General features: G+C 72.5%; 15 protein-coding genes. 7 read left to right on the forward strand and 8 right to left on the reverse strand.

Annotated elements, in window-relative coordinates; genetic code table 11:
- Positions 1–23 precede the first annotated feature (23 nt).
- From ACIG87_RS04710 to ACIG87_RS04720, 3 genes are all read right to left on the reverse strand, one after another.
- A complete protein-coding gene (locus ACIG87_RS04710; protein WP_396848224.1) occupies positions 24–524 on the reverse strand; it encodes a DUF2017 domain-containing protein in 501 nt (166 codons plus the stop codon).
- Positions 525–638: 114 nt separating this feature from the next.
- The gene (gene clpS, locus ACIG87_RS04715) at positions 639–929 is read right to left on the reverse strand and encodes an ATP-dependent Clp protease adapter ClpS (RefSeq protein WP_091251593.1); all 291 of its coding nucleotides are present in this window, start codon (positions 927–929) and stop codon (positions 639–641) included.
- 133 nt (positions 930–1062) lie between these two features.
- Positions 1063–2628 (reverse strand): hypothetical protein, encoded by a 1566-nt coding sequence (locus tag ACIG87_RS04720; protein WP_396848226.1) that lies wholly within the window; start codon positions 2626–2628, stop codon positions 1063–1065.
- Between the two features lie 192 nt (positions 2629–2820).
- Here ACIG87_RS04720 and ACIG87_RS04725 point away from each other — a divergent pair, with 192 nt between their 5' ends.
- From ACIG87_RS04725 to ACIG87_RS04740, 4 genes are all read left to right on the forward strand, one after another.
- Positions 2821–5499, forward strand: coding sequence for a LuxR C-terminal-related transcriptional regulator (locus ACIG87_RS04725; protein ID WP_396848228.1), 2679 nt, complete (start codon positions 2821–2823; stop codon positions 5497–5499).
- Positions 5500–5515: 16 nt separating this feature from the next.
- Positions 5516–6802 (forward strand): nicotinate phosphoribosyltransferase, encoded by a 1287-nt coding sequence (locus ACIG87_RS04730; RefSeq protein ID WP_396848230.1) that lies wholly within the window; start codon positions 5516–5518, stop codon positions 6800–6802.
- A 56-nt stretch (positions 6803–6858) separates the two neighbouring features.
- On the forward strand, positions 6859–7440 hold the full coding sequence (locus ACIG87_RS04735) for an isochorismatase family protein (protein ID WP_396848232.1): 582 nt from the start codon (positions 6859–6861) through the stop codon (positions 7438–7440).
- A gap of 64 nt (positions 7441–7504) precedes the next feature.
- A complete protein-coding gene (locus ACIG87_RS04740) occupies positions 7505–8752 on the forward strand; it encodes an MFS transporter (RefSeq protein WP_396848234.1) in 1248 nt (415 codons plus the stop codon).
- Positions 8753–8852: 100 nt separating this feature from the next.
- Here ACIG87_RS04740 and ctaD read toward each other — a convergent pair whose 3' ends face one another.
- Complete coding sequence (gene ctaD, locus ACIG87_RS04745; RefSeq protein ID WP_396848236.1) at positions 8853–10613, reverse strand: cytochrome c oxidase subunit I; 1761 nt, start codon at positions 10611–10613, stop codon at positions 8853–8855.
- 183 nt (positions 10614–10796) lie between these two features.
- Positions 10797–11903 (reverse strand): FAD-dependent monooxygenase, encoded by a 1107-nt coding sequence (locus ACIG87_RS04750; RefSeq protein WP_396848238.1) that lies wholly within the window; start codon positions 11901–11903, stop codon positions 10797–10799.
- 197 nt (positions 11904–12100) lie between these two features.
- Between ACIG87_RS04750 and ACIG87_RS04755 the strand changes: the two genes are divergently transcribed.
- A complete protein-coding gene (locus tag ACIG87_RS04755; RefSeq protein WP_396848240.1) occupies positions 12101–12880 on the forward strand; it encodes an IclR family transcriptional regulator in 780 nt (259 codons plus the stop codon).
- A gap of 156 nt (positions 12881–13036) precedes the next feature.
- The gene (locus ACIG87_RS04760; protein WP_396848242.1) at positions 13037–14191 is read left to right on the forward strand and encodes a cellulose binding domain-containing protein; all 1155 of its coding nucleotides are present in this window, start codon (positions 13037–13039) and stop codon (positions 14189–14191) included.
- Positions 14192–14342: 151 nt separating this feature from the next.
- Here the strand turns inward: ACIG87_RS04760 and ACIG87_RS04765 are convergent, their stop codons facing one another.
- Entirely contained in the window at positions 14343–15125 is a 783-nt protein-coding gene (locus tag ACIG87_RS04765; protein WP_396848243.1) for an aldo/keto reductase, read from the reverse strand.
- A gap of 114 nt (positions 15126–15239) precedes the next feature.
- On the opposite strand from ACIG87_RS04765, the gene ACIG87_RS04770 reads away from it, so the two are divergent.
- Positions 15240–16427 carry a threonine synthase gene (locus ACIG87_RS04770; protein WP_396848245.1) on the forward strand — a complete coding sequence of 396 codons (1188 nt, stop codon included), beginning with the start codon at positions 15240–15242 and terminating at the stop codon, positions 16425–16427.
- 45 nt (positions 16428–16472) lie between these two features.
- Here ACIG87_RS04770 and ACIG87_RS04775 read toward each other — a convergent pair whose 3' ends face one another.
- Entirely contained in the window at positions 16473–18257 is a 1785-nt protein-coding gene (locus ACIG87_RS04775; RefSeq protein WP_396848247.1) for a glycoside hydrolase family 15 protein, read from the reverse strand.
- A gap of 135 nt (positions 18258–18392) precedes the next feature.
- Entirely contained in the window at positions 18393–18785 is a 393-nt protein-coding gene (locus ACIG87_RS04780; RefSeq protein WP_396848249.1) for a cupin domain-containing protein, read from the reverse strand.
- Between the last annotated feature and the right edge of the window lie 17 nt (positions 18786–18802).

Genomic DNA, 18802 nt, shown 5'->3' on the forward strand with positions numbered 1-18802 from the left:
GGCGAGGCGGTGACCGTCACAGTTCAGTCGATCAAGGCGTTGAGCAGGGATTCCTGGAGATAACCCAGGTAGGCGTAGACCGACAGTTGGAACACCCGGGACGAGGTCGGGTCGTCCGCGACCGCGTCGTCGAGCTCCTCGCCCAGGTCGGTGCCGTCCTTGATCTCCAACCGGACGCCCATCGCGAGCCGGGCGTCGTTGAGCGCACGCAACCACGCCTCGGCCGCCTCGGCGTCCAGCCGCACCTCGCCACCGGCGGATTCGGGCAGCGCGGCCAGCACCGCCCCGGCCTGGTCGATCTTGGCGGTCTTCAGGTCGCCCTCGGTGTACCGGCGGAACTCCGCCGTACCGGCCGGGTCGTCCGGGTAGGCGTCGGGAAAGAGCCGGCTGACGACCGGATCGGTGTGGTCGAAGCCGTCGGTGAGCAGCCCGACCACCTCGGTGGCGACCTTGCGCAGCACCCGGACCTCGTCCACGGCGAAGGTCGCCACGTAACGACCGCCCTGACGGCGGAACATACTCATGACGCCACCTCGGTTCGCGACTGCGGGGCTCGCAAACCCGGCTCACTCCTCGCGCTCACGACGCCACCTCGGTTCGCGACTGCGGGGCTCGCAAACCCGGCTCACTCCTCGCGCTCACGACCGGTCCACCGTTGCCCAGAGGCCGTACGCGTGCAGCTGCGACGCGTCGTGCTCCATCCGCTCCCGGGCACCGCTGGAGACCACGGCCCGGCCCTTGTGGTGCACGTCCAGCATCAGCTTCTCGGCCTTCTCCCGGCTGTAACCGAACAGCTTCTGAAAGACCCAGGTCACGTACGTCATGAGGTTGACCGGATCGTCCCAGACGATCGTCACCCACTGCCGGTCCGCGACCGGCACCTCGTCGGTGTCCGGCGTCTCGACCGGTGCAACCTGTGGAGCCGCCATGCCCCCCATCGTGCCACCGGAAGTGGCGATCCGATGAACCGGAACGCCGGGGCAGCCTGGATCACCCTCCCGAGCTGCGGAAACCCGGAGGGGTACGGATACGGCGGGGATAGGCATGGGGACGCTCGGTCGTTCAGGCGAGCAGGATGCCGTGGTCGAGGGCGTCGGAGAGGACCCCGTCGAGCGAGAGCCGGAGCGCCTCGAATCGCCGGGAAACCTCGCGGGACAGCTCCAGCTCGACCTCACGCAGAGCCCGTTGCGCCCAGGACCGGGCGGCACCCGGGTCGTCGTTGCCGGGGCTGCGCCAGTGCTGCCAGCAACCGCCGGAGAGCGCGACCCCGATCGCCGGCAGCACCTCGCCCCGGGGTGCGCCGGGATGACCGGCCAACGCGTCCAACGCGCCGGCCCCGGGCAGCACCGCCACCCCGGCGGTGCTGGTGACCAGGAGCACCCGATCCAGATCCTGACCGGACGAATGGTCGACCAGACCCCACCGGACGGCGGCGGCGATCCGCCGACGCACCCCCTCGGCCAACGGCGCGCCGAAGACCCGGGCGGCGGCCTCGTCGACGATCGCCCGGACGGCCCGGTCCTGCTGGTCGGTGGCGAGCAGGGAGAGCGCCTCGAGTTCCCGGTCGAGCAGTTGCGGCAGGGCCGCACAGCCCATCCCGAAGACGACCTCCTGGACGGCACGCAGGTGGATGCTGGCCAGTTCGAGCGCGAGATGCTGGCGGATGCCACGCACGCAGACCAGGCTATGCCGCTCCAACCGGTCGGCCCAGTCGTCGGCGGGTGGCTCGGCGGCCACCGGCACCCGCCCGTGCGCACCGGGCGGCTCGGGCGGTCGCGAACTCGCCCGGCGCAGCCCCTCGACGGCCGCCCAGCCGACCAGCGCCCGACGCAGCGCCGGGTGCTCGGCCCGGTGCACCGGATACCAGTCGGCCTCGGCCAACGCCGGCACCGTGGCCAGCAGCGTGGCCCGGTGCGCCTCGACGGTCACCGCCACCGGATCGACCGGCGTGCCGGCCGTGGGCCCGCTCCGGTGCGGCGCGACGGACACCCCCGTGTCGTCCGTCGCCGCCGCCTCCGAGGCCGCCCAGCCGCCCGCCCCGGGGGTGACCACGAAGAAGACCCGCACCGACGTACGGGCGACCTCGGCGAGCAGGTGCAACTCGGCGGCGGTGAACGTCTGGTCGGCACCGATCACGAAGAGCAACGCGCCGGACCGGACCACCGCGTCCAGCAGGACCCGCCCACCGGCCACGCCCAGGGTGTCGGTGTCCGGTGTGTCGAGCACCGCGAAGTGCCGGAGCAGTGGCTCCGGCAGGCTCAACTCGACCCGGCGCGGGGCTCGGGCCAGCGCCGGACCGGCCGCCACCTGGTCGGCGCCGTAGGAGTGCGGCTGCCGGTAGCCCGGCACGTACGCCGCCCGGGTGGCGACCTGGGCGTGCCGGATCACCAGGCAACTGCCCGCCGGCACGACGAACATTCCGGAGGGAACCCCGAGCAGCGCGGCGAGCACCTCGCGGCGGGCCGCCCCGGCGGGCCCGGCCGCCACCACGGCGAGCGGTTCGTCGAAGTCGACCTCGGCGACCTGCGAGGGGGTCGGGAGCGGGCCGCGACGGGGCAGCGCGGCGGTCCCCCGTTTGTCGGGACATTCGTCGGGCACGTCGACCCCGGGAAGTGGACCGGTCTTCATTCGGCCTCCGCTCGACACGGGCGACGTTCGGTGCCCGCGTACGTCCGATCGGTGACGGTTGGCTGCCGGAAGGTTACGGCGCGCACCCGGTGCCACCGGAACATTCGGATACTCAGCAGCAACTGCGACATTACTCAACTTCACCGCGTCACCAGGTGCCTCCGGACCGACTTGCATCGATATGCTGCTCGGATGAGTCGGTGGAGTTTCGTCGGCCGAACGGATGAACTCGCCCGCCTGCTGGCAGCGGTCGACGAAGGCCAGGGACGCGGGCTCTTCTTCAGCGGCAGCGCGGGCATCGGCAAGAGCCGGTTACTGCGGGAGGGCGTCGCCGCGCTGCCCACCCACCGGTACGCGCTGTCGTTCGTCGCGGCCAGCACGGCCACCGCGGCACTGCCTTTCGGCGGGCTCGCTGCGGTGCTGCCGGCCGAGCAGCCGCCGGGCCTCTCCCCCGCCGGCGTGCTGCGCTGGGGGACCGACGTGCTGCAGGAGCAGGCGGCCGGGCGTCGCATCGTGCTCGCCATCGACGACGCCCACCTGCTCGACCCGCCCTCGGCGGCACTGGTCCATCTGATCGCCCGGGTGGAGAACACCACCGTGTTGGGGACGCTGCGCAACGGCGAGCAGATCCCGCTGCCCATCCGGGCGCTCTGGACCGACGACCTGGTCGAGCACGCCGAGCTGGCCCCGCTCGGCCCGAGCGAGACCACCGGCCTGCTCGCCGCCATCCTGAACGGACCGGTCGACGCCGGCTCCGCCGAGCGGCTGTTCCGGCTCTCCGCCGGCAACCCGCTGCTGCTACGGGAGCTGGTGCTGGCCGCCGCCACCGGAGGTGAGCTGGTCCGCACCTACGGGGTGTGGCGGTGGACCGGACGGCTGGAGCTGGCCCCCAGCCTCACCGACCTCATCGACACCCGGATCGGGCAGTTGGAGCCCGGGGTCCGGGCGGTGGTGGAGCTTGTCGCCTTCGGTGAACCGCTCGGCCTGCACCTGCTCGACCGGGCCGCCGACCCGGCCGACGTGGAGGTCGCCGAGGAACGCGGCCTGATCACCGTCGTGCCGGACGACCGGCGGGTCGACGTCCGCCTCGCCCACCCGCTCTACGGCGAGGTGATCCGCCGACGGTGTCCGGTCAGCCGGACCCGCCGCCTCCAGGCCCAGTTGGCCGAGCGGTTGGAGTCGGTCGGCGCCCGCCGCAGGGGTGACCTGCTGCGGGTGGCGGTGTGGCGGCTGAACTCCGGCACCGCCCAGGACCCGGCGCTGTTGCTCGGCGCGGCCGTCCAGGCGTTCACCCGCTACGACGTACCACTGGCCACCCGGCTGGCTCGGGCGGCGCTCGACGCCGACGGCGGTTTCGACGCCGCCGAACTGCTCGCCACCATCCTGTTGTTCGGCGACCGGCCGGAGGAGGCGATCGGGGTACTCGACGCGGTGGCCGGCGACATCGACTGCGAGGAGCGCCGTAGTCGCTGGTTGACCGTCCGCGGGATGGTCGGCTACTGGGGGCTGAGCCGTCCGTCCATGGTGGACACCATCGCTGCGGCCGGCCACACCCTGACCGACCCCGGACACCAGGCCCGGGTCCGCGCCTTCGAGGCGGCCATGCGGTTGCACGGCCTGGACGTCGACGCCGCGCTGCGACTCGGCCGGTCGGTGCTGGACCGCCCGGCGGCCAGCGTCGCGGCCCGGGAACTGGCCCGGTCCACCATCGCCCACGCCGACGCGATGCGCGGCCGGTTCCGGGCCAGCGCCACGGCGATCGACCGGGTGCAGGCGGAGGCGTCGAACTGGCGGACCGACATGCCGTACCTGCAACTGGCCATGGAACTGGCCCGGGGCACCCGGTTGGCGCTCTCCGGGGACCTGGCCGGCATCGACACCGTCGTGGCCGACGAGTTCGCCGCACAGGCCGGCGCGGGGGACTTCCGACTCGGCACCGGCTACCTTTCCATCCTCCAGGCGTACGCGGCACGACTGCGTGGCCGTGGCGACGACGCGCTCAAGGCCAGCCTCGACGCCTGCGCGGTGCTCGCCACCAGCCGGGTCTTCGCGGGGCTCGCGCACGCCGAGCGGGCCCAGGCGGCGGCGCTGCGCGGTGACGTGCCGACCGCGACGGACGCGATGGCCGAGGCCGACCGGACCCAGTCCCCCGGCATGGCGGTCCTCCAACCGTGGCTGGAGCAGGCCCGCAGCGCGGTGCTGGTGGCCGGTGGCGACCTGCCCGGGGCGACGAGGCACCTCTGCGAGTTGGCCGACCAGCTGCGCGCCGACGGCTTCGCCGGTCATGAGGTGCTGATCCTGCACGACCTGGTCCGGATCGGCCAGGCTGCCGCCCCGGTCGGCCCGGTCTGCACCGACGGCAGCCGGCGTACGGCAGCGCAGCGGCTGGCGGAGCTTTCCGAAACCGTCGACGGGGTGCTGACCCCGCTGCTCGCGCGGTACGCGCGGGCCGCCGTCGAGGGCGACGGGACGACCCTGCTGAAGGTGGCCGACGGCTTCGCGGAACTCGACCTGACGGTCTGGGCGGTCGACGCCACGGCGATGGCGCTGCGCGGGTTACGGCGGGACCGGTCGACGTCGGCCGCCGCCGCGCACGAACGACTCGCCGCCCTGCTCACCCGCTGCGACCAGATCCGTACCCCGGCGCTGGACGCGTTGCGGCCCACGCTGAGCGGCCGGGAGCTGGAGATCGCCGGCCTCGCCGCCACCGGGGTGACCAGCCGGGTCATCGCGGGCCGGCTGTTCCTGTCGCCCCGGACGGTGGAGAACCATCTCCAGCGGGTCTACGGCAAGCTCGGCATCACCGGTCGCGCCGAGCTGGGCGCGGCGCTGCGGTCGATCCCGGGCCACGGGGGCAGCGCGATCGGGTGAACTCTAGGCTGAGCTGGTGAGCAACCTTCGCCCCGCGCTGCTGACCGACCACTACGAGCTGACCATGGTCAGTGCCGCCCTGCGGGACGGCACCGCCGACCGGCGCTGCGTCTTCGAGGTGTTCAGCCGGCGGCTGCCGACCGGACGCCGGTACGGGGTGGTCGCGGGGACCGGCCGCCTGATCGACATGATCAGGGACTTCCGGTTTACCCCGGAGGAGGTCGAGTTCCTGGTCCGCACCGGGGTGGTGGACGAACCGGCCGCCCGGTGGCTGGCCGACTACCGCTTCACCGGTGACATCGACGGGTACGCCGAGGGCGAACTGTTCTTCCCCGGCTCCCCGATCCTCACCGTCTCCGGTGGCTTCGCCGAGTGCGTGGTGCTGGAGACGCTGGTGCTGTCGGTGCTCAACCACGACTGCGCGGTGGCCGCGGCAGCCGCCCGGATGGTCACCGCGGCCCGGGGCCGGGCCCTGATCGAGATGGGTTCCCGGCGGGCCCACGAGGAGGCGGCGGTGGCCGCCGCGCGGGCGGCGTACCTTGCCGGGTTCCGGTTCACCTCCAACCTCGCCGCCGGCCAGCGCTACGGCATCCCCACCGCCGGCACCGCCGCACACGCGTTCACCCTGCTGCACGACGACGAGCGGACGGCGTTCGCCTCGCAGGTCGCCACGTTGGGGAGGGACACCACGCTGCTGGTCGACACGTACGACATCAGCCAGGGCATCCGTACCGCGATCGAGGTGGCCGGGCCGGAGCTGCGGGCGGTCCGGATCGACTCCGGCGACCTCGCGGTCATCGCCCAGCAGTCCCGGGAACTGCTCGACTCGCTCGGCGCCACCGAGACGAAGATCATCGTCTCGGGCGACCTCGACGAGTACGCCATCGCCGCGCTCGCCGCCGAACCGGTCGACATGTACGGCGCGGGCACCGCCGTGGTCACCGGCTCCGGCGCGCCCACCGCCAGCCTGGTCTACAAACTGGTCGAGGTGGACGGGCGGCCGGTGGTCAAACGCTCCGAGCACAAGGCCACCATCGGTGGCCGGAAGGTCGCGGTACGCCGGCACAAGCCCACCGGCACCGCCACCGAGGAGATCATCGTCTCGCAGGGGGTGCCGGACCGGCAGGCCAACGACCGGCTGCTCCAGCACTCCTTCGTGGTCGACGGCGAACCGGTCGACCTGCCGGGGATCGAGCAGTCCCGCGAGCACCTGCGGCAGTGTCTGATCTCCATCCCCTGGGAGGGGCTGAAGCTCTCCGCCGGTGACCCGGCGATCCCGGTCACCGTCGTACCGGCGAGCTGAGCCGTACCGTCACGTTGACCGACCCGTACCGGCAAGCCGAGAGGAAGGACGCTCCGATGGCCAACGCACTGATCATCGTGGACGTGCAGAACGACTTCTGCGAGGGCGGCTCGCTCGCCGTCGCCGGGGGCGCGGGGGTCGCCGCCGGCATCTCCGGGCTGCTCGCGGACGAACCGCAGCGCTGGGATCACGTGGTCGCGACCAAGGACTACCACGTCGACCCGGGAGCGCACTTCGGCGATCCGCCGGACTACGTCGAGTCGTGGCCCCGGCACTGCGTGGTCGGCACCTCGGGCAGCGAGTTCCACCCCGAGCTGGCGACCGACCGGGTCGAGGCGGTCTTCCACAAGGGCGAGCACGCCGCCGCGTACTCCGGGTTCGAGGGGCACGCCGCCGACGGCGAGTGCCTGGCCGACTGGCTGCGCCGACACGACGTGGACCGGGTCGACGTGGTCGGCATCGCCACCGACCACTGCGTCCGGGCCACCGCCCTGGACGCCGCCCGGGAGGGCTTCGCCACCACCGTGTTGCTCGGTCTGACGGCGGCCGTCGCACCGGAGACGCTGGACGTGGCGCTGCGGGCGATGGACGGTGCCGGGGTGACCCTGCACGGTGAGCCGGTGATCGGCGTCGCATGAGCCGGTAATCGCTTGCCGATGTCGTGCCTCCGGTCGAGGATGACCGCCGGAGGTAAAGAGCACCATGATGTTGACGCCTTACCGGCAGGCCCTGGCCCAGCCCGGTCTGCGGGCCCTGCTGCTGGTAGCGGTGCTGGCCCGCATTCCGCTCACCGCGACCGGGGTGACGCTCACCTTCTTCGTGGTGCTCGAGTTGGGCCGTGGTTACGGTGCCGCCGGCCTGGTCGGTGCCGCGTCGGTCGCCGGTACGGCCCTCGGCTCTCCCCTGCTCGGCCGGCTGGTCGACCGGCGCGGCCTGCGCCCGGTGCTCGCCGTGACCACCGCCGTCGAGGCGGCCTTCTGGGCGAGCGCCCCGACGTTGAGTCTGCCGCTGCTGCTGCCCGCCGCGTTCGTGGCCGGGCTGTTCGCGCTGCCGGTCTTCTCGGTGATCCGGCAGTCGATCGCCGCGCTGGTACCGGCGCAGCGCCGACGCCCCGCGTACGCGCTGGACTCGATGTCGATGGAGCTGGCCTTCATGATCGGGCCGGCACTGGCCGTGGCGCTGGCCACCGCCGTCTCGCCCCGGGTCACGCTCTGGGCGGTCGGCGCGGGCATCGTAGGCTCCGGCATCGCCCTCTGGCTGCTCAACCCGCCGACCCGCAGCGCCGGTGAGCCGGTCGGCCCACAGCCCCGGGTGCCCCGGCGGCAGTGGCTGACCACCCGCCTGCTCGCCGTGTTCGCGGTGAGCGCCGCCGCCACCCTGGTGCTCGGCGGCACCGACGTGGCGGTGGTGGCCGTGCTGCGGGCCGGTGGCGAGGTCGGCTGGACCGGCGCGGTGCTCAGCGCCTGGGCGGTCGCGTCGCTGGTCGGCGGCTTCGCGTACGGCGCGGTCCGTCGGTCCTTCTCGCCGTTGGCCCTGGCCGCCATGCTCAGCCTCTGCACCATCCCGGTCGGGCTGGGCGGCGGCCACTGGTGGCTGCTCTGCCTGGCCCTGCTCCCCGCCGGCGCGCTCTGCGCCCCCACCATCGCGGCCACCGCGGACGCGGTCAGCCGGCTCGCCCCCGCCGGAGTACGCGGCGAGGCGATGGGCCTGCACGGCTCCGCCGCCACCGTCGGCATCGCGCTCGGCGCTCCGCTGGCCGGTGCGGTGATCGACGCCTCGGTGCCGCTCTGGGGTTTCGCGGTCACCGGTGCCGTGGGGCTGCTGGTGACGCTCGTGGTCCTTCCGCTGGAGCTGCGGCACCGCCGCCCGCCCACCCCCACCGGGCCCACCCCCACCGGGCCCACCCCCACCGAGCCCGCCGCCGTCGAACTGGCACCCGCCACCACCTGAAAGCGTGTCGCTCCGGCGAGCATCACTGTCCACCATCACGACAGAACACCACGGGCGCCGACCCGGCTGGGTGCGGCGCCCGTGTCAGTGTGTTGCGGCGTCAGCGCTGGTCGAGGTTCCCGGCCTTGTCCTCCTGGTAGCTGGCGCCACCGTTGGCCTCGCTGGTCAGCGGCTTGGCACCACCCTCCGGCGGGCCGGCGAGGCTCTGGCCGCCGGCGGCCAGCTCGGGGAACTTCGCGTCGAACGCCGGGCGCTCGGAACGAATCCGGGGCATCCGGTCGAAGTTGCGCAGCGGCGGCGGGGAGCTGGTCGCCCACTCCAGCGAGTTGCCGTGGCCCCACGGGTCGTCCACCTCGACGACCGGCCCGGTCTTGTACGACTTCCAGCAGTTCCAGATGAACGGCAGGGTCGAGATACCGGTGATGAACGCGCCGATCGTGGAGATCATGTTCAGCGTGGTGAAGCCGTCGCTGGGCAGGTAGTCGGCGTACCGCCGGGGCATGCCCTCGTTGCCCAGCCAGTGCTGCACCAGGAAGGTGGTGTGGAAGCCGATCATGGTGAGCCAGAAGTGGATCTTGCCCAGGCGCTCGTCGAGCATCCGGCCGAACATCTTCGGGAACCAGAAGTAGATGCCGGCGAAGACGGCGAACACGATCGTGCCGAAGAGCACGTAGTGGAAGTGCGCCACCACGAAGTACGAGTCGTGCAGGTGGAAGTCGAGCGGCGGGCTGGCCAGCAGCACCCCGGTCAGGCCACCGAAGAGGAAGGTCACCAGGAAGCCGATCGCGAAGAGCATCGGCGTCTCGAAGGTGATCTGGCCCCGCCACATGGTGCCGATCCAGTTGAAGAACTTCATCCCGGTCGGAACGGCGATCAGGTAGCTGAGGAAGCTGAAGAACGGCAGCAGCACCTGGCCGGTGGCGAACATGTGGTGCGCCCAGACGCTCATCGACAGCGCGGCGATGGCGATGGTGGCGGCGACCAGGCCCTTGTAACCGAAGATCGGCTTGCGGGAGAAGACCGGGATGACCTCGCTGATGATGCCGAAGAACGGCAGCGCGATGATGTAGACCTCGGGGTGACCGAAGAACCAGAACAGGTGCTGCCACAGCATCGGGCCACCGGTGGCCGGGTCGTACACGTGGGCGCCGAGCAGGCGGTCCGCGGCGAGCGCGAAGAGCGCGGCGGCCAGCAGCGGGAAGACCAGGATCGCCAGCAGGCTGGTGACCAGCATGTTCCACGTGAAGATCGGCATCCGGAACATGGTCATGCCGGGCGCGCGCAGGGTCAGGATCGTGGTGATCAGGTTGACCGCGCCGAGGATGGTGCCCAGACCGGAGATGGCCAGGCCGACGACCCACATGTTCGCGCCGACACCCGGCGAGTGTTCCATGGTGCTCAGCGGGGTGTAGGCGGTCCAGCCGAAGTCGGCGGCGCCACCCGGGCTGATGAAGCCGGCGGTCGCCATGGTGCCGCCGAACAGGTACAGCCAGTACGCGAAGGCGTTCAGCCGGGGGAACGAGACGTCGGGGGCGCCGATCTGCAACGGCACGACGTAGTTGGCGAACGCGAACACGATCGGCGTCGCGAAGAACAGCAGCATGATCGTGCCGTGCATCGTGAACAGCTGGTTGTACTGCTCCGGCGACAGGAACTGCAGGCCCGGTCGCGCCAGCTCGGCTCGCATGATCAGGGCCATCAGGCCACCGATCATGAAGAACACGAACGCGGTGACCATGTACATGATCCCGATCTGCTTCGCGTCCGTGGTGCGCAGCAGCCGCGCGATGGCCGACCCCTTGACCGGCTCTCGGACCGGCCATGGCCGGGTCACGACCGGCTTGGGTGCGACGGTGGTCACGAATGGCCTCCGGTTCTCGGTTGTCCCGCTCGGCACGCGCTGTCAGCTGCGAGCCGTCATCCGAAAGGATGTTAGTCCCCGGTAGGTGGCAGCACCGCTCGGGGTGCTCTGGCACCATGTTCGGCCACCGGCCACGTCGAGCGGGCTCGGGTGCCCCGCGCGTCCGGACGGCCGGCGGAGGCGCTACAGCGGGTCGACCAGGAGCCGGTAGTGCTCGCCGAAGATCCGCCCGCCCCGCCCGCGCAGCAGCGGGTCGCGCAGCGCCGGCGGCACGTCACGGGTGCGGTTGCGGTCCCGGGTCCGGTCCCGCACCCATCGGGTACGCGGGCGTCGGCGACTCTCGTACGCCACCAGGGCCGCCTCGACGCTGCCGGCGGCGCGGAGCGACTCGGCGAGCACCACGGCGTCCTCCAGCGCCATCGCGATCCCCTGGGCCAGGGTCGGCGCGGTGGCGTGCGCGGCGTCGCCGACCAGCAGGACCCGCCCCCGGTGCCAGCGGCCCAGCTCGACCTCGTCGGTGAGCCCGACCTGGACGTCGCGCCAGGCGGCGAGCACCGCCGGGACCGGCCCGCCGTAGCCGCCGAAGAGTTCGTGCAGCCGGGCGACCGGGTCGGCCGGGGTGACCGTGCCGGCCTCGTCGGCGTAGCAGTACAGCCGACCCGCGCCGAGCGGCACCACCTGGAAGCCGGCACGCTGGCCGAGCAACGCCGTCCAGTTCGCGACGTAAGGGCCGTCGCGCACCACTCCCCGGTAGACCACCTGACCCGCGGGGCGGGGCGGACCGCCGAGTGCGGCCAGGGCACGGACCGCCGAGCGGGGGCCGTCGGCACCGATCACCAGGTCGTACTCGCCGCCGGTGCCGTCGGTGAAGGTGACCGCGACCCCGGCGGGCAACAGCTCGACGGTGCTCACCTCGGCGCCGTGCCGGACCGCGCCCCCCGCACCGCTGAGCAACACCTGGTAGAGGTCACGGCGGGGCAGCGCCCGGCACTCGCCCACCCCGGCCCAGAGCGCGTCGAGGTCCACCTCGCAGAGCGGATCGCCGGCGGCGTCGAGGAAGCGCTGGCGGCGGATCACCTGCCCGAGCGGGCGGACCGGGCCGTCGAGGTCCAGCCGGCGCAGCGCCCGAGCCGCGTTGCCCGGCAGGTAGAGACCGGTGTCGGCGAGTTCGTTCGGGGGCAGCTTCTCGGTGACGTCCGGCCGGAATCCCGCCAGGCGCAGCGCCCGGGCGACGGACAGCCCGGCGATGCCCGCGCCGACGACGAGGATGCGCAGGGGAGAGGCACCCATGGTGGTGTACGCCTCCGGAGGGGATCGGCACGCGTTGAAGGCAAGACACTACTCCGCGCGATCGGGGCACACCAGAGCCGATGATCCCGACACCCGACACGTGCCGGGCTGGACAGAAAGTTGTTCAGCCAGCTGAACGCCGTTCGATCGAAGAACGCTCATCGGCCGGATGTCGTTCGTCTCACTACAGTGACGGCGTGACGACGGACGAGTCATACCGGTCGGTCAAGTCGGCGGGTCGGGCGCTGGACGTGCTGGAGGCGCTGGCCGCCCCGGCCGGCCCCCGGTCGCCAGTGGAGCTGAGCCGGGCGCTGGGCATCCCGAAAAGCAGCCTGCACGCCATCCTGCGGACCCTGCTGGACCGCGAGTGGGTGGCCGTGGACGCGAGCGGGACCCGCTTCTCGGTGGGGTTGCGGGCACTGGAGGTCGGCGCCGCGTTCCTCGCCGGCGCCGACGCCGCCGCCCTCTACGACGTGACCCTGGACCGGCTGGCCGAGTTCTCGGGCGAGACGGTCCAGCTCTACCGCCTCGACCGCGGCTCGGTGGTGCTGCTCGCCCGGCGGGACTCGGCGCACATCGTCCGGCCGGTCTGCGCGGTGGGGCGTCGACTGCCCGCGCACGCCACCGCAGCCGGCAAGGCGCTGCTCGCCGCCCGGACCGACGAGGAGGTCGACCGGCTGCTCCAGTGGCCGCTGCCGGCCGTCACCGGTCGCACGGCCACCACACCGGAGGCGCTCCGGGCCGAGCTGGCCACCGTGCGGCGGCGGGGCTGGGCCGAGGAGTGGGAGGAGTGCAGTCCGGGGCTGGCGGCGGTGGCGGTGGCCGTACCACTGCGGGAGCCGGCGGTGGACGCGATCACGGTGGCCGCGCCGGTGGACCGGCTGGGGCCGGAGGCGCGGACCCGGCTGGCGGCGGTGCTGCGGGAGACGGCGGTCCAGACCCGGACGGCCCGCGCCCTGCTCGCGCCCAACCGATAGGACGAGGTTCACATGGGCGGACACGATCACCGTGCAACTTAACCGGTTCAGTTGCGCCTTAGTTTCAAGTATGTAAATGTGTGCGAGACCATGGGAGCGCTCCCGGTCGCATCCGAGACAGGTCCGGCGCCCCTCGCGCCGCAGCCAAGGAGCATCATGAAGCGTCCATTGCGGGCCCTCGCCGCCGCCGGCCTCCTGGCCGCCGGCTCACTCGTCGCCGTCGCCCTCGGCGGCGGCACCGCCTCCGCCGACACCCAGATCTGCGAGCCGTACGGCTCGACCGTCATCGGCGGCCGGTACGTGGTGCAGAACAACCGCTGGGGCACCAGCGCCCAGCAGTGCATCAACGTCACCGGCACCGGCTTCAGCATCACCAGCCAGCAGGGCTCCGCGCCGACCAACGGCGCACCGGTGTCGTACCCGTCGATCTTCGTCGGCTGTCACTACACCAACTGCTCGCCGGGGACCAACCTGCCGGTCCAGGTGAAGTCGATCAGCAGCGCCCCGGCCAGCATCTCCTACAACTACGTCAGCGGCGCGACCTACGACGCCGCCTACGACATCTGGCTCGACCCGTCGCCGAAGCGGGACGGCGTCAACCAGATGGAGATCATGATCTGGTTCAACCGGCAGGGCCCGATCCAGCCGATCGGCTCGGCGGTGGGCAGCACCAACCTGGCCGGACGCACCTGGGAGGTGTGGCGCGGCAACAACGGCGGCAACAACGTCATCTCGTACGTCGCGCCGTCGGCGATCCCGAGCCTGAGCTTCAACGTCCTGGACTTCATCGCCGACACCCGTAACCGTGGGGCGATCACCAACGACTGGTACCTGACCAGCATCCAGGCCGGCTTCGAGCCGTGGCAGGGCGGCGCCGGGCTGGCCGTCACCAACTTCTCGCAGAGCGTCAACACCGGCGGCACCCCGCCCACCACCACCCCACCGACCACGACTCCGCCGACCACCACCCCACCCACCACGCCCCCGGCGACCGGCGGATGCGCGGTGAAGTACACGTCGAACTCGTGGAACAGCGGCTTCACCGCCGACGTGACCATCACCAACCGGGGCTCCAGCACCATCAACGGCTGGGCCCTGACCTACAACCTGCCCAGCGGCCAACAGGTCACCAACGCCTGGAACGCCACCGTCACCCAGAGCGGAGCCGCGGTGACCGCCCGCAACGTCGCCTTCAACGGCACCCTCGCCCCCGGCGGCACGGCGACCTTCGGCTACCAGGGCACGCTGAACGGCACGTACTCGACGCCGACCAGCTTCTCGCTCAACGGCGTCGCCTGCTCCCGCACCTGACCCACCACCACTCACCCACCCACCCGTACCCCTGCCCCGGCGGGTCACGCCCCACCGATCTGGGACAGTTGCTGTTCGTGGCGAACGGCAACTGTCCCAGATTCGCGGGGCCAGGCCGGGCCGGGCCGGGAGGGGCGGGGCGCGCGGGGGGTCAGGAACCCAGGGCGTCGATGTCGCGCATCTCCTCGGCGGTCAGCGAGAACTCCCAGATGTCGGCGTTGACGCGGATGCGTTCCGGGGTGACCGACTTCGGGATCACCACGATCTCGTGGTCGATGTGCCACCGCAGCACCACCTGGGCCGGGGAGACGTCGTGCGCGGCGGCGATCCGGGTCAGCACCGGGTCGGCCAGGTCGCTGGTCTTGAACGGGCTGTAGCCCTCCAGCACGATCCCCCGGTCCTTGTGCTCGGCGTGCCGCTGCCGGTCGTACAGCGCCGGGCTCCAGCGGATCTGGTTGACCGCCGGGTTCTCCTCCGTCGCCTGGATCAGCTCGTCGAGCTGGGCGGTGGCGTAGTTGCTCACCCCCACCGCCCGGGTGAGGTTCTCGTCCCGGGCGGCCAGCAGTTCGCGCCACATCGGGATGCTGTCCGACGGCGACGACGGCGGCCAGTGGATCAGCCAGAGGTCGACGTGGTCCGTGTCCAATGCCCGCAGGCTCGCCTCGATCGTCTCGCGTTCCCGGCCGACCCGGTCCGGTGGCAGCTTGGTGGTGATGAAGACGTCCTCCCGGCGCAGCCCGCTCTCCCTGACCGCCCGGCCCACCTCCTCCTCGTTGCCGTACATCGTGGCGGTGTCGAGGTGCCGGTAGCCGGCGTCCAACGCGGCCAGCACGGCGTCGTACCCGGCCCGGCCGGTGGCCTGCCAGGTGCCGAAACCGAGCAGCGGCATCCGTACGTCGCCGGGGAGCAGGGCGGTGGGTTGGTCGAGGTCCATGACGACCGTTCTACCCGTGATCGCCCCGGACATGCCGGGCATCCGGCGAAGCGGCGCGGGTTGCCGGACAATGCCGGTGCTGGGTATCGACGCGGGTTGACGGCGAGGAGCATCGTGTACCTGACCCACCTGGAGTGCCCCCGCTGCGGGAGGGAGCACGACGCGGACGCGCTCACCAACCTCTGTGACTGCGGCTCGCCGCTGCTGGTCCGCTACGACCTGGCCGCGGTGGCCGCCGCGGTGACGCCGGAGCGGTTCGGGTTGCGCCCGGCCGACCTGTGGCGCTACCGGGAGGTGCTGCCGGTGGCCGACGAGCGACACGTCACCACGTTGGGCGAGGGGTGGACGCCGCTGTTGCGCGCCCCGGCGTACGGCCACGAGATCGGCATCTCCGACCTGATCGTGAAGGACGAGGGGTTGACCCCGACCGGGTCGTTCAAGGCACGGGGGGCGGCCGTCGGGGTGAGCCGGGCCCGGGAGTTGGGCGTGCGGCGCATCGCCATGCCGACCAACGGCAACGCCGGGGCGGCCTGGGCGACGTACGCGACCCGGGCCGGGCTGGACTCGACCATCGTGATGCCGCTGGACGCGCCGGCCATCTGCCGCCGCGAGTGCGTGGCCGCCGGAGCCGACCTGCGTCTGGTGGACGGGTTGATCGGCGATGCCGGGCGCTGGGTGGCGGAGCTGGTGGCCGGGTCGGGCGGCGCGATCTTCGACGCCGGCACGCTGCGCGAGCCGTACCGGTTGGAGGGCAAGAAGACGATGGGGTACGAGATCGTCGAACAGCTCGGCTGGCAGGTGCCCGACGTGATCATCTACCCGACCGGTGGCGGGGTGGGCCTGATCGGCATCCACAAGGCCCTGCACGAGCTGCGGGAGTTGGGCTGGGTGGGTGACAAGCTGCCCCGGCTGGTGGCCGTGCAGTCGACCGGCTGCGCGCCGATCGTCCGGGCGTTCGCCGCCGGTGAGGACCGGGCCCGACCGTGGGCCGACGCGCACACGGTGGCGTTCGGGATCACCGTGCCGGCCCCGCTGGGCGACGAGCTGATCCTGGCCGCGCTGCGGGAGAGCAGCGGGACCGCGCTCGCCGTCGACGACGCGGAGATCCTGGCCGACCTGCGGGACTTCGCCGCCCGGGAGGGCCTGCTGCTCTGCCCGGAGGGGGCGGCCTGCCTGACCGCTGCCCGACAGCTGCGGGCCGGTGGCTGGATCAGGGCCGACGAGCGGGTGGTGGTGCTGAACACCGGGTCGGGGCTGAAGTACCCGGAGACGGTGGACGTCTCCGGCGTACCCGTGCGGTAAGGGCCGGACCGGCACCCGCCACCGCGCGAATCGACGCCGCACCGATCAGGACGTGGTCGGATCGGTCAGCCGCCAGGCCGCATTGATCAGCCCGATGTGGGACAACGCCTGCGGAGTGTTGCCCAGCTGCGCCCCGGTCCGCGGGTCCAGCTGCTCGGCGAACAACCCGACGTCGTTGGCGTGCCCCAGCACCTGCTCGAACAGCCGCCGTGCCCGCTCCCGCTCCCCCGTCAGCACCAGGCACTCCACCAGCCAGAACGAGCAGAGCACGAAACCCTCCGGGTCGGCGCTCCACCGCCGGAGAAGGCCGTCGCCGCCGCCCAGCTCCCGCTCGATCGTCGCGATGGTCGCCCGCATCCGGGGGTCGGTGGCCGGCAGGAAGCGCACCATCGGCAGCAGCAGCGCCGAGGCGTCCAACTCCGCCGACCCGAACGCCCCGGTGTACGCACCGACCCGGTCGTTCCAGCCCTCGCGCAGCACGGTGGCCCGGATCTCGTCCCGGATCGCCGCCCAGCGCGGCACGTCCGCCTCGCCGGCGAGGCGGGGGGCCAGCATGACCGCCCGATCCAGCGCCACCCAGCACAGCACCTTGGACAACAGGTAGTGCCGCTCGACGTCCCGGGTCTCCCACATCCCCCGGTCCGGCAGCCGCCAGGTCGACGCCACCTGCTCGGCCAGCCCGACCACCATCTCCCGCAGCTCCACGTCGAAGGTGTCCCCCAGGTAGTCGCGCAGCTGCCAGACCGCCAGGACCACCTCACCGGGCACGTCGAGCTGCCGTTGCTGCCAGGCGTCGTTACCGATCCGCACCGGCCGGCTGCCCGCGTAGCCGCGCAGCTTGGCGGCCTCGTGCTCGGAGACGTCCCGCTCCCCCTCCAGCCCGAACAGCACCGGTACCGGATCGTCGCCCACCCGACCGATCGAACGGGCGGCCCAGGCGAAGAGCCGGCCGGCCTCGTCCGGGCAGGCGGCCACCCAGAACGCGCGCATGGTCAACGAGAAGTCGCGCAGCCAGGAGAACCGGTAGTCGTAGTTGAGGTCCCCGCCGATCCGCTCCGGCAGCGAGGTGGTGAGCGCGGCGGCCACCGCGCCGCTGGGGGTGTAGGTCAGCCCGGTCAGCACGGTCGCGCTGTGCCGCACCTGCGTCGGGTAGCTCCCGGTGTACCGGTGGGTCTCCCGGTACGCCTCCCAGGCCCGTGCCGTGTCGGCGAGCGCGGCCACCGGGTCCAGCCGCGCCGGCCGCCCGCCGTACGCCGACGCGTACGCCAGGTCGAAGCCGACGCGCTCCCCGGCCGCCACCTCGAACTCGTGCCGGACCGCGTCACGGTCGGCCCGCAGCCGTGACCCGGTGCCGCGCAGGGTCAGGGTGACCGGGCCGGCGGCGGCCAGCACCGCACCGTCGTCCTGCTCGTGCAGGTACGGGGTGAGCAGGCCGTACTCCGGTCGGGGGCGAAGTTCGAGGCCCATCCGGACCCGTCCACTGAGCCCCTCGACCACCCGGAGCAGCACGGCCGGCGAGTTCCTCCCCAGTTCGTGTCCCCGGGCGCCCGGCTCGGCGGCGAGCGCGTCGGTCACCGCGACGCTGCCCTGCGGGGTGTGGTGCACGGTGCGCAGCACCAGCGTGTCCGGCAGGTACGCCCGTTCCACCCGGCCGGGGGCCAACGGCGCGATCCGCCAGTGCCCGGCGTCCGGGTCCACCACCCGGCCGAAGACCGACGGCGCGTCGAACCGGGCCGGGCACCACCAGTCGACCGAGCCGTCCCGGGCGACCAGCGCCCCGGAGCGGCAGTCGGAGAGGAACGCGTAGTCCGCGATCGCCGGCTGGTGCACCCGGGCCGGATACCCGGCTCCGACCCGTTCAGGCCGGCTCCCGCTGGTCCGCTCCTGGCGAGGAAGGGCACCCCTGCTGCACGAACGCGCCGAGCAGGGGTGCCCCTCCAGGCCGGGTACGGCCAGGGTGGCGGGTCAGGACGTCGGCGGTTCGTCCTGACCGGCGGCCTCCGCCGCGTCGGCCTCCTCCTTGGTCCGGTGCACCACCTGGTCGGCGTGCTCCGGCGGGCCGTAGACGGTGTAGAGGACCAGCGGGTTGGGCCCGGTGTTGACGAAGTTGTGCTTCGTTCCGGACGGCACCACCACCAGGTCACCCTGGGCGACCTCGCGGGTCTCCCCGCCGACCCGGGCCTCACCGGTGCCGCTGACGAAGGTCAGGATCTGGTCGATCCCGTCGTGGACCTCCTCGCCGATCTCGCCGCCCGGCGGAATGGTCATGATCACCAACTGGGTCTTCTCGCCGGTCCAGAGCACCCGGCGGAAGTCCGGGCTCTTCTGGGCGACCGTCGCGATCGTGAAATGCTCCATGTGCCGCTCATACCCGC

The organism is Micromonospora sp. NPDC051925 (assembly GCF_044548625.1).
GTDB lineage: Bacteria > Actinomycetota > Actinomycetes > Mycobacteriales > Micromonosporaceae > Micromonospora.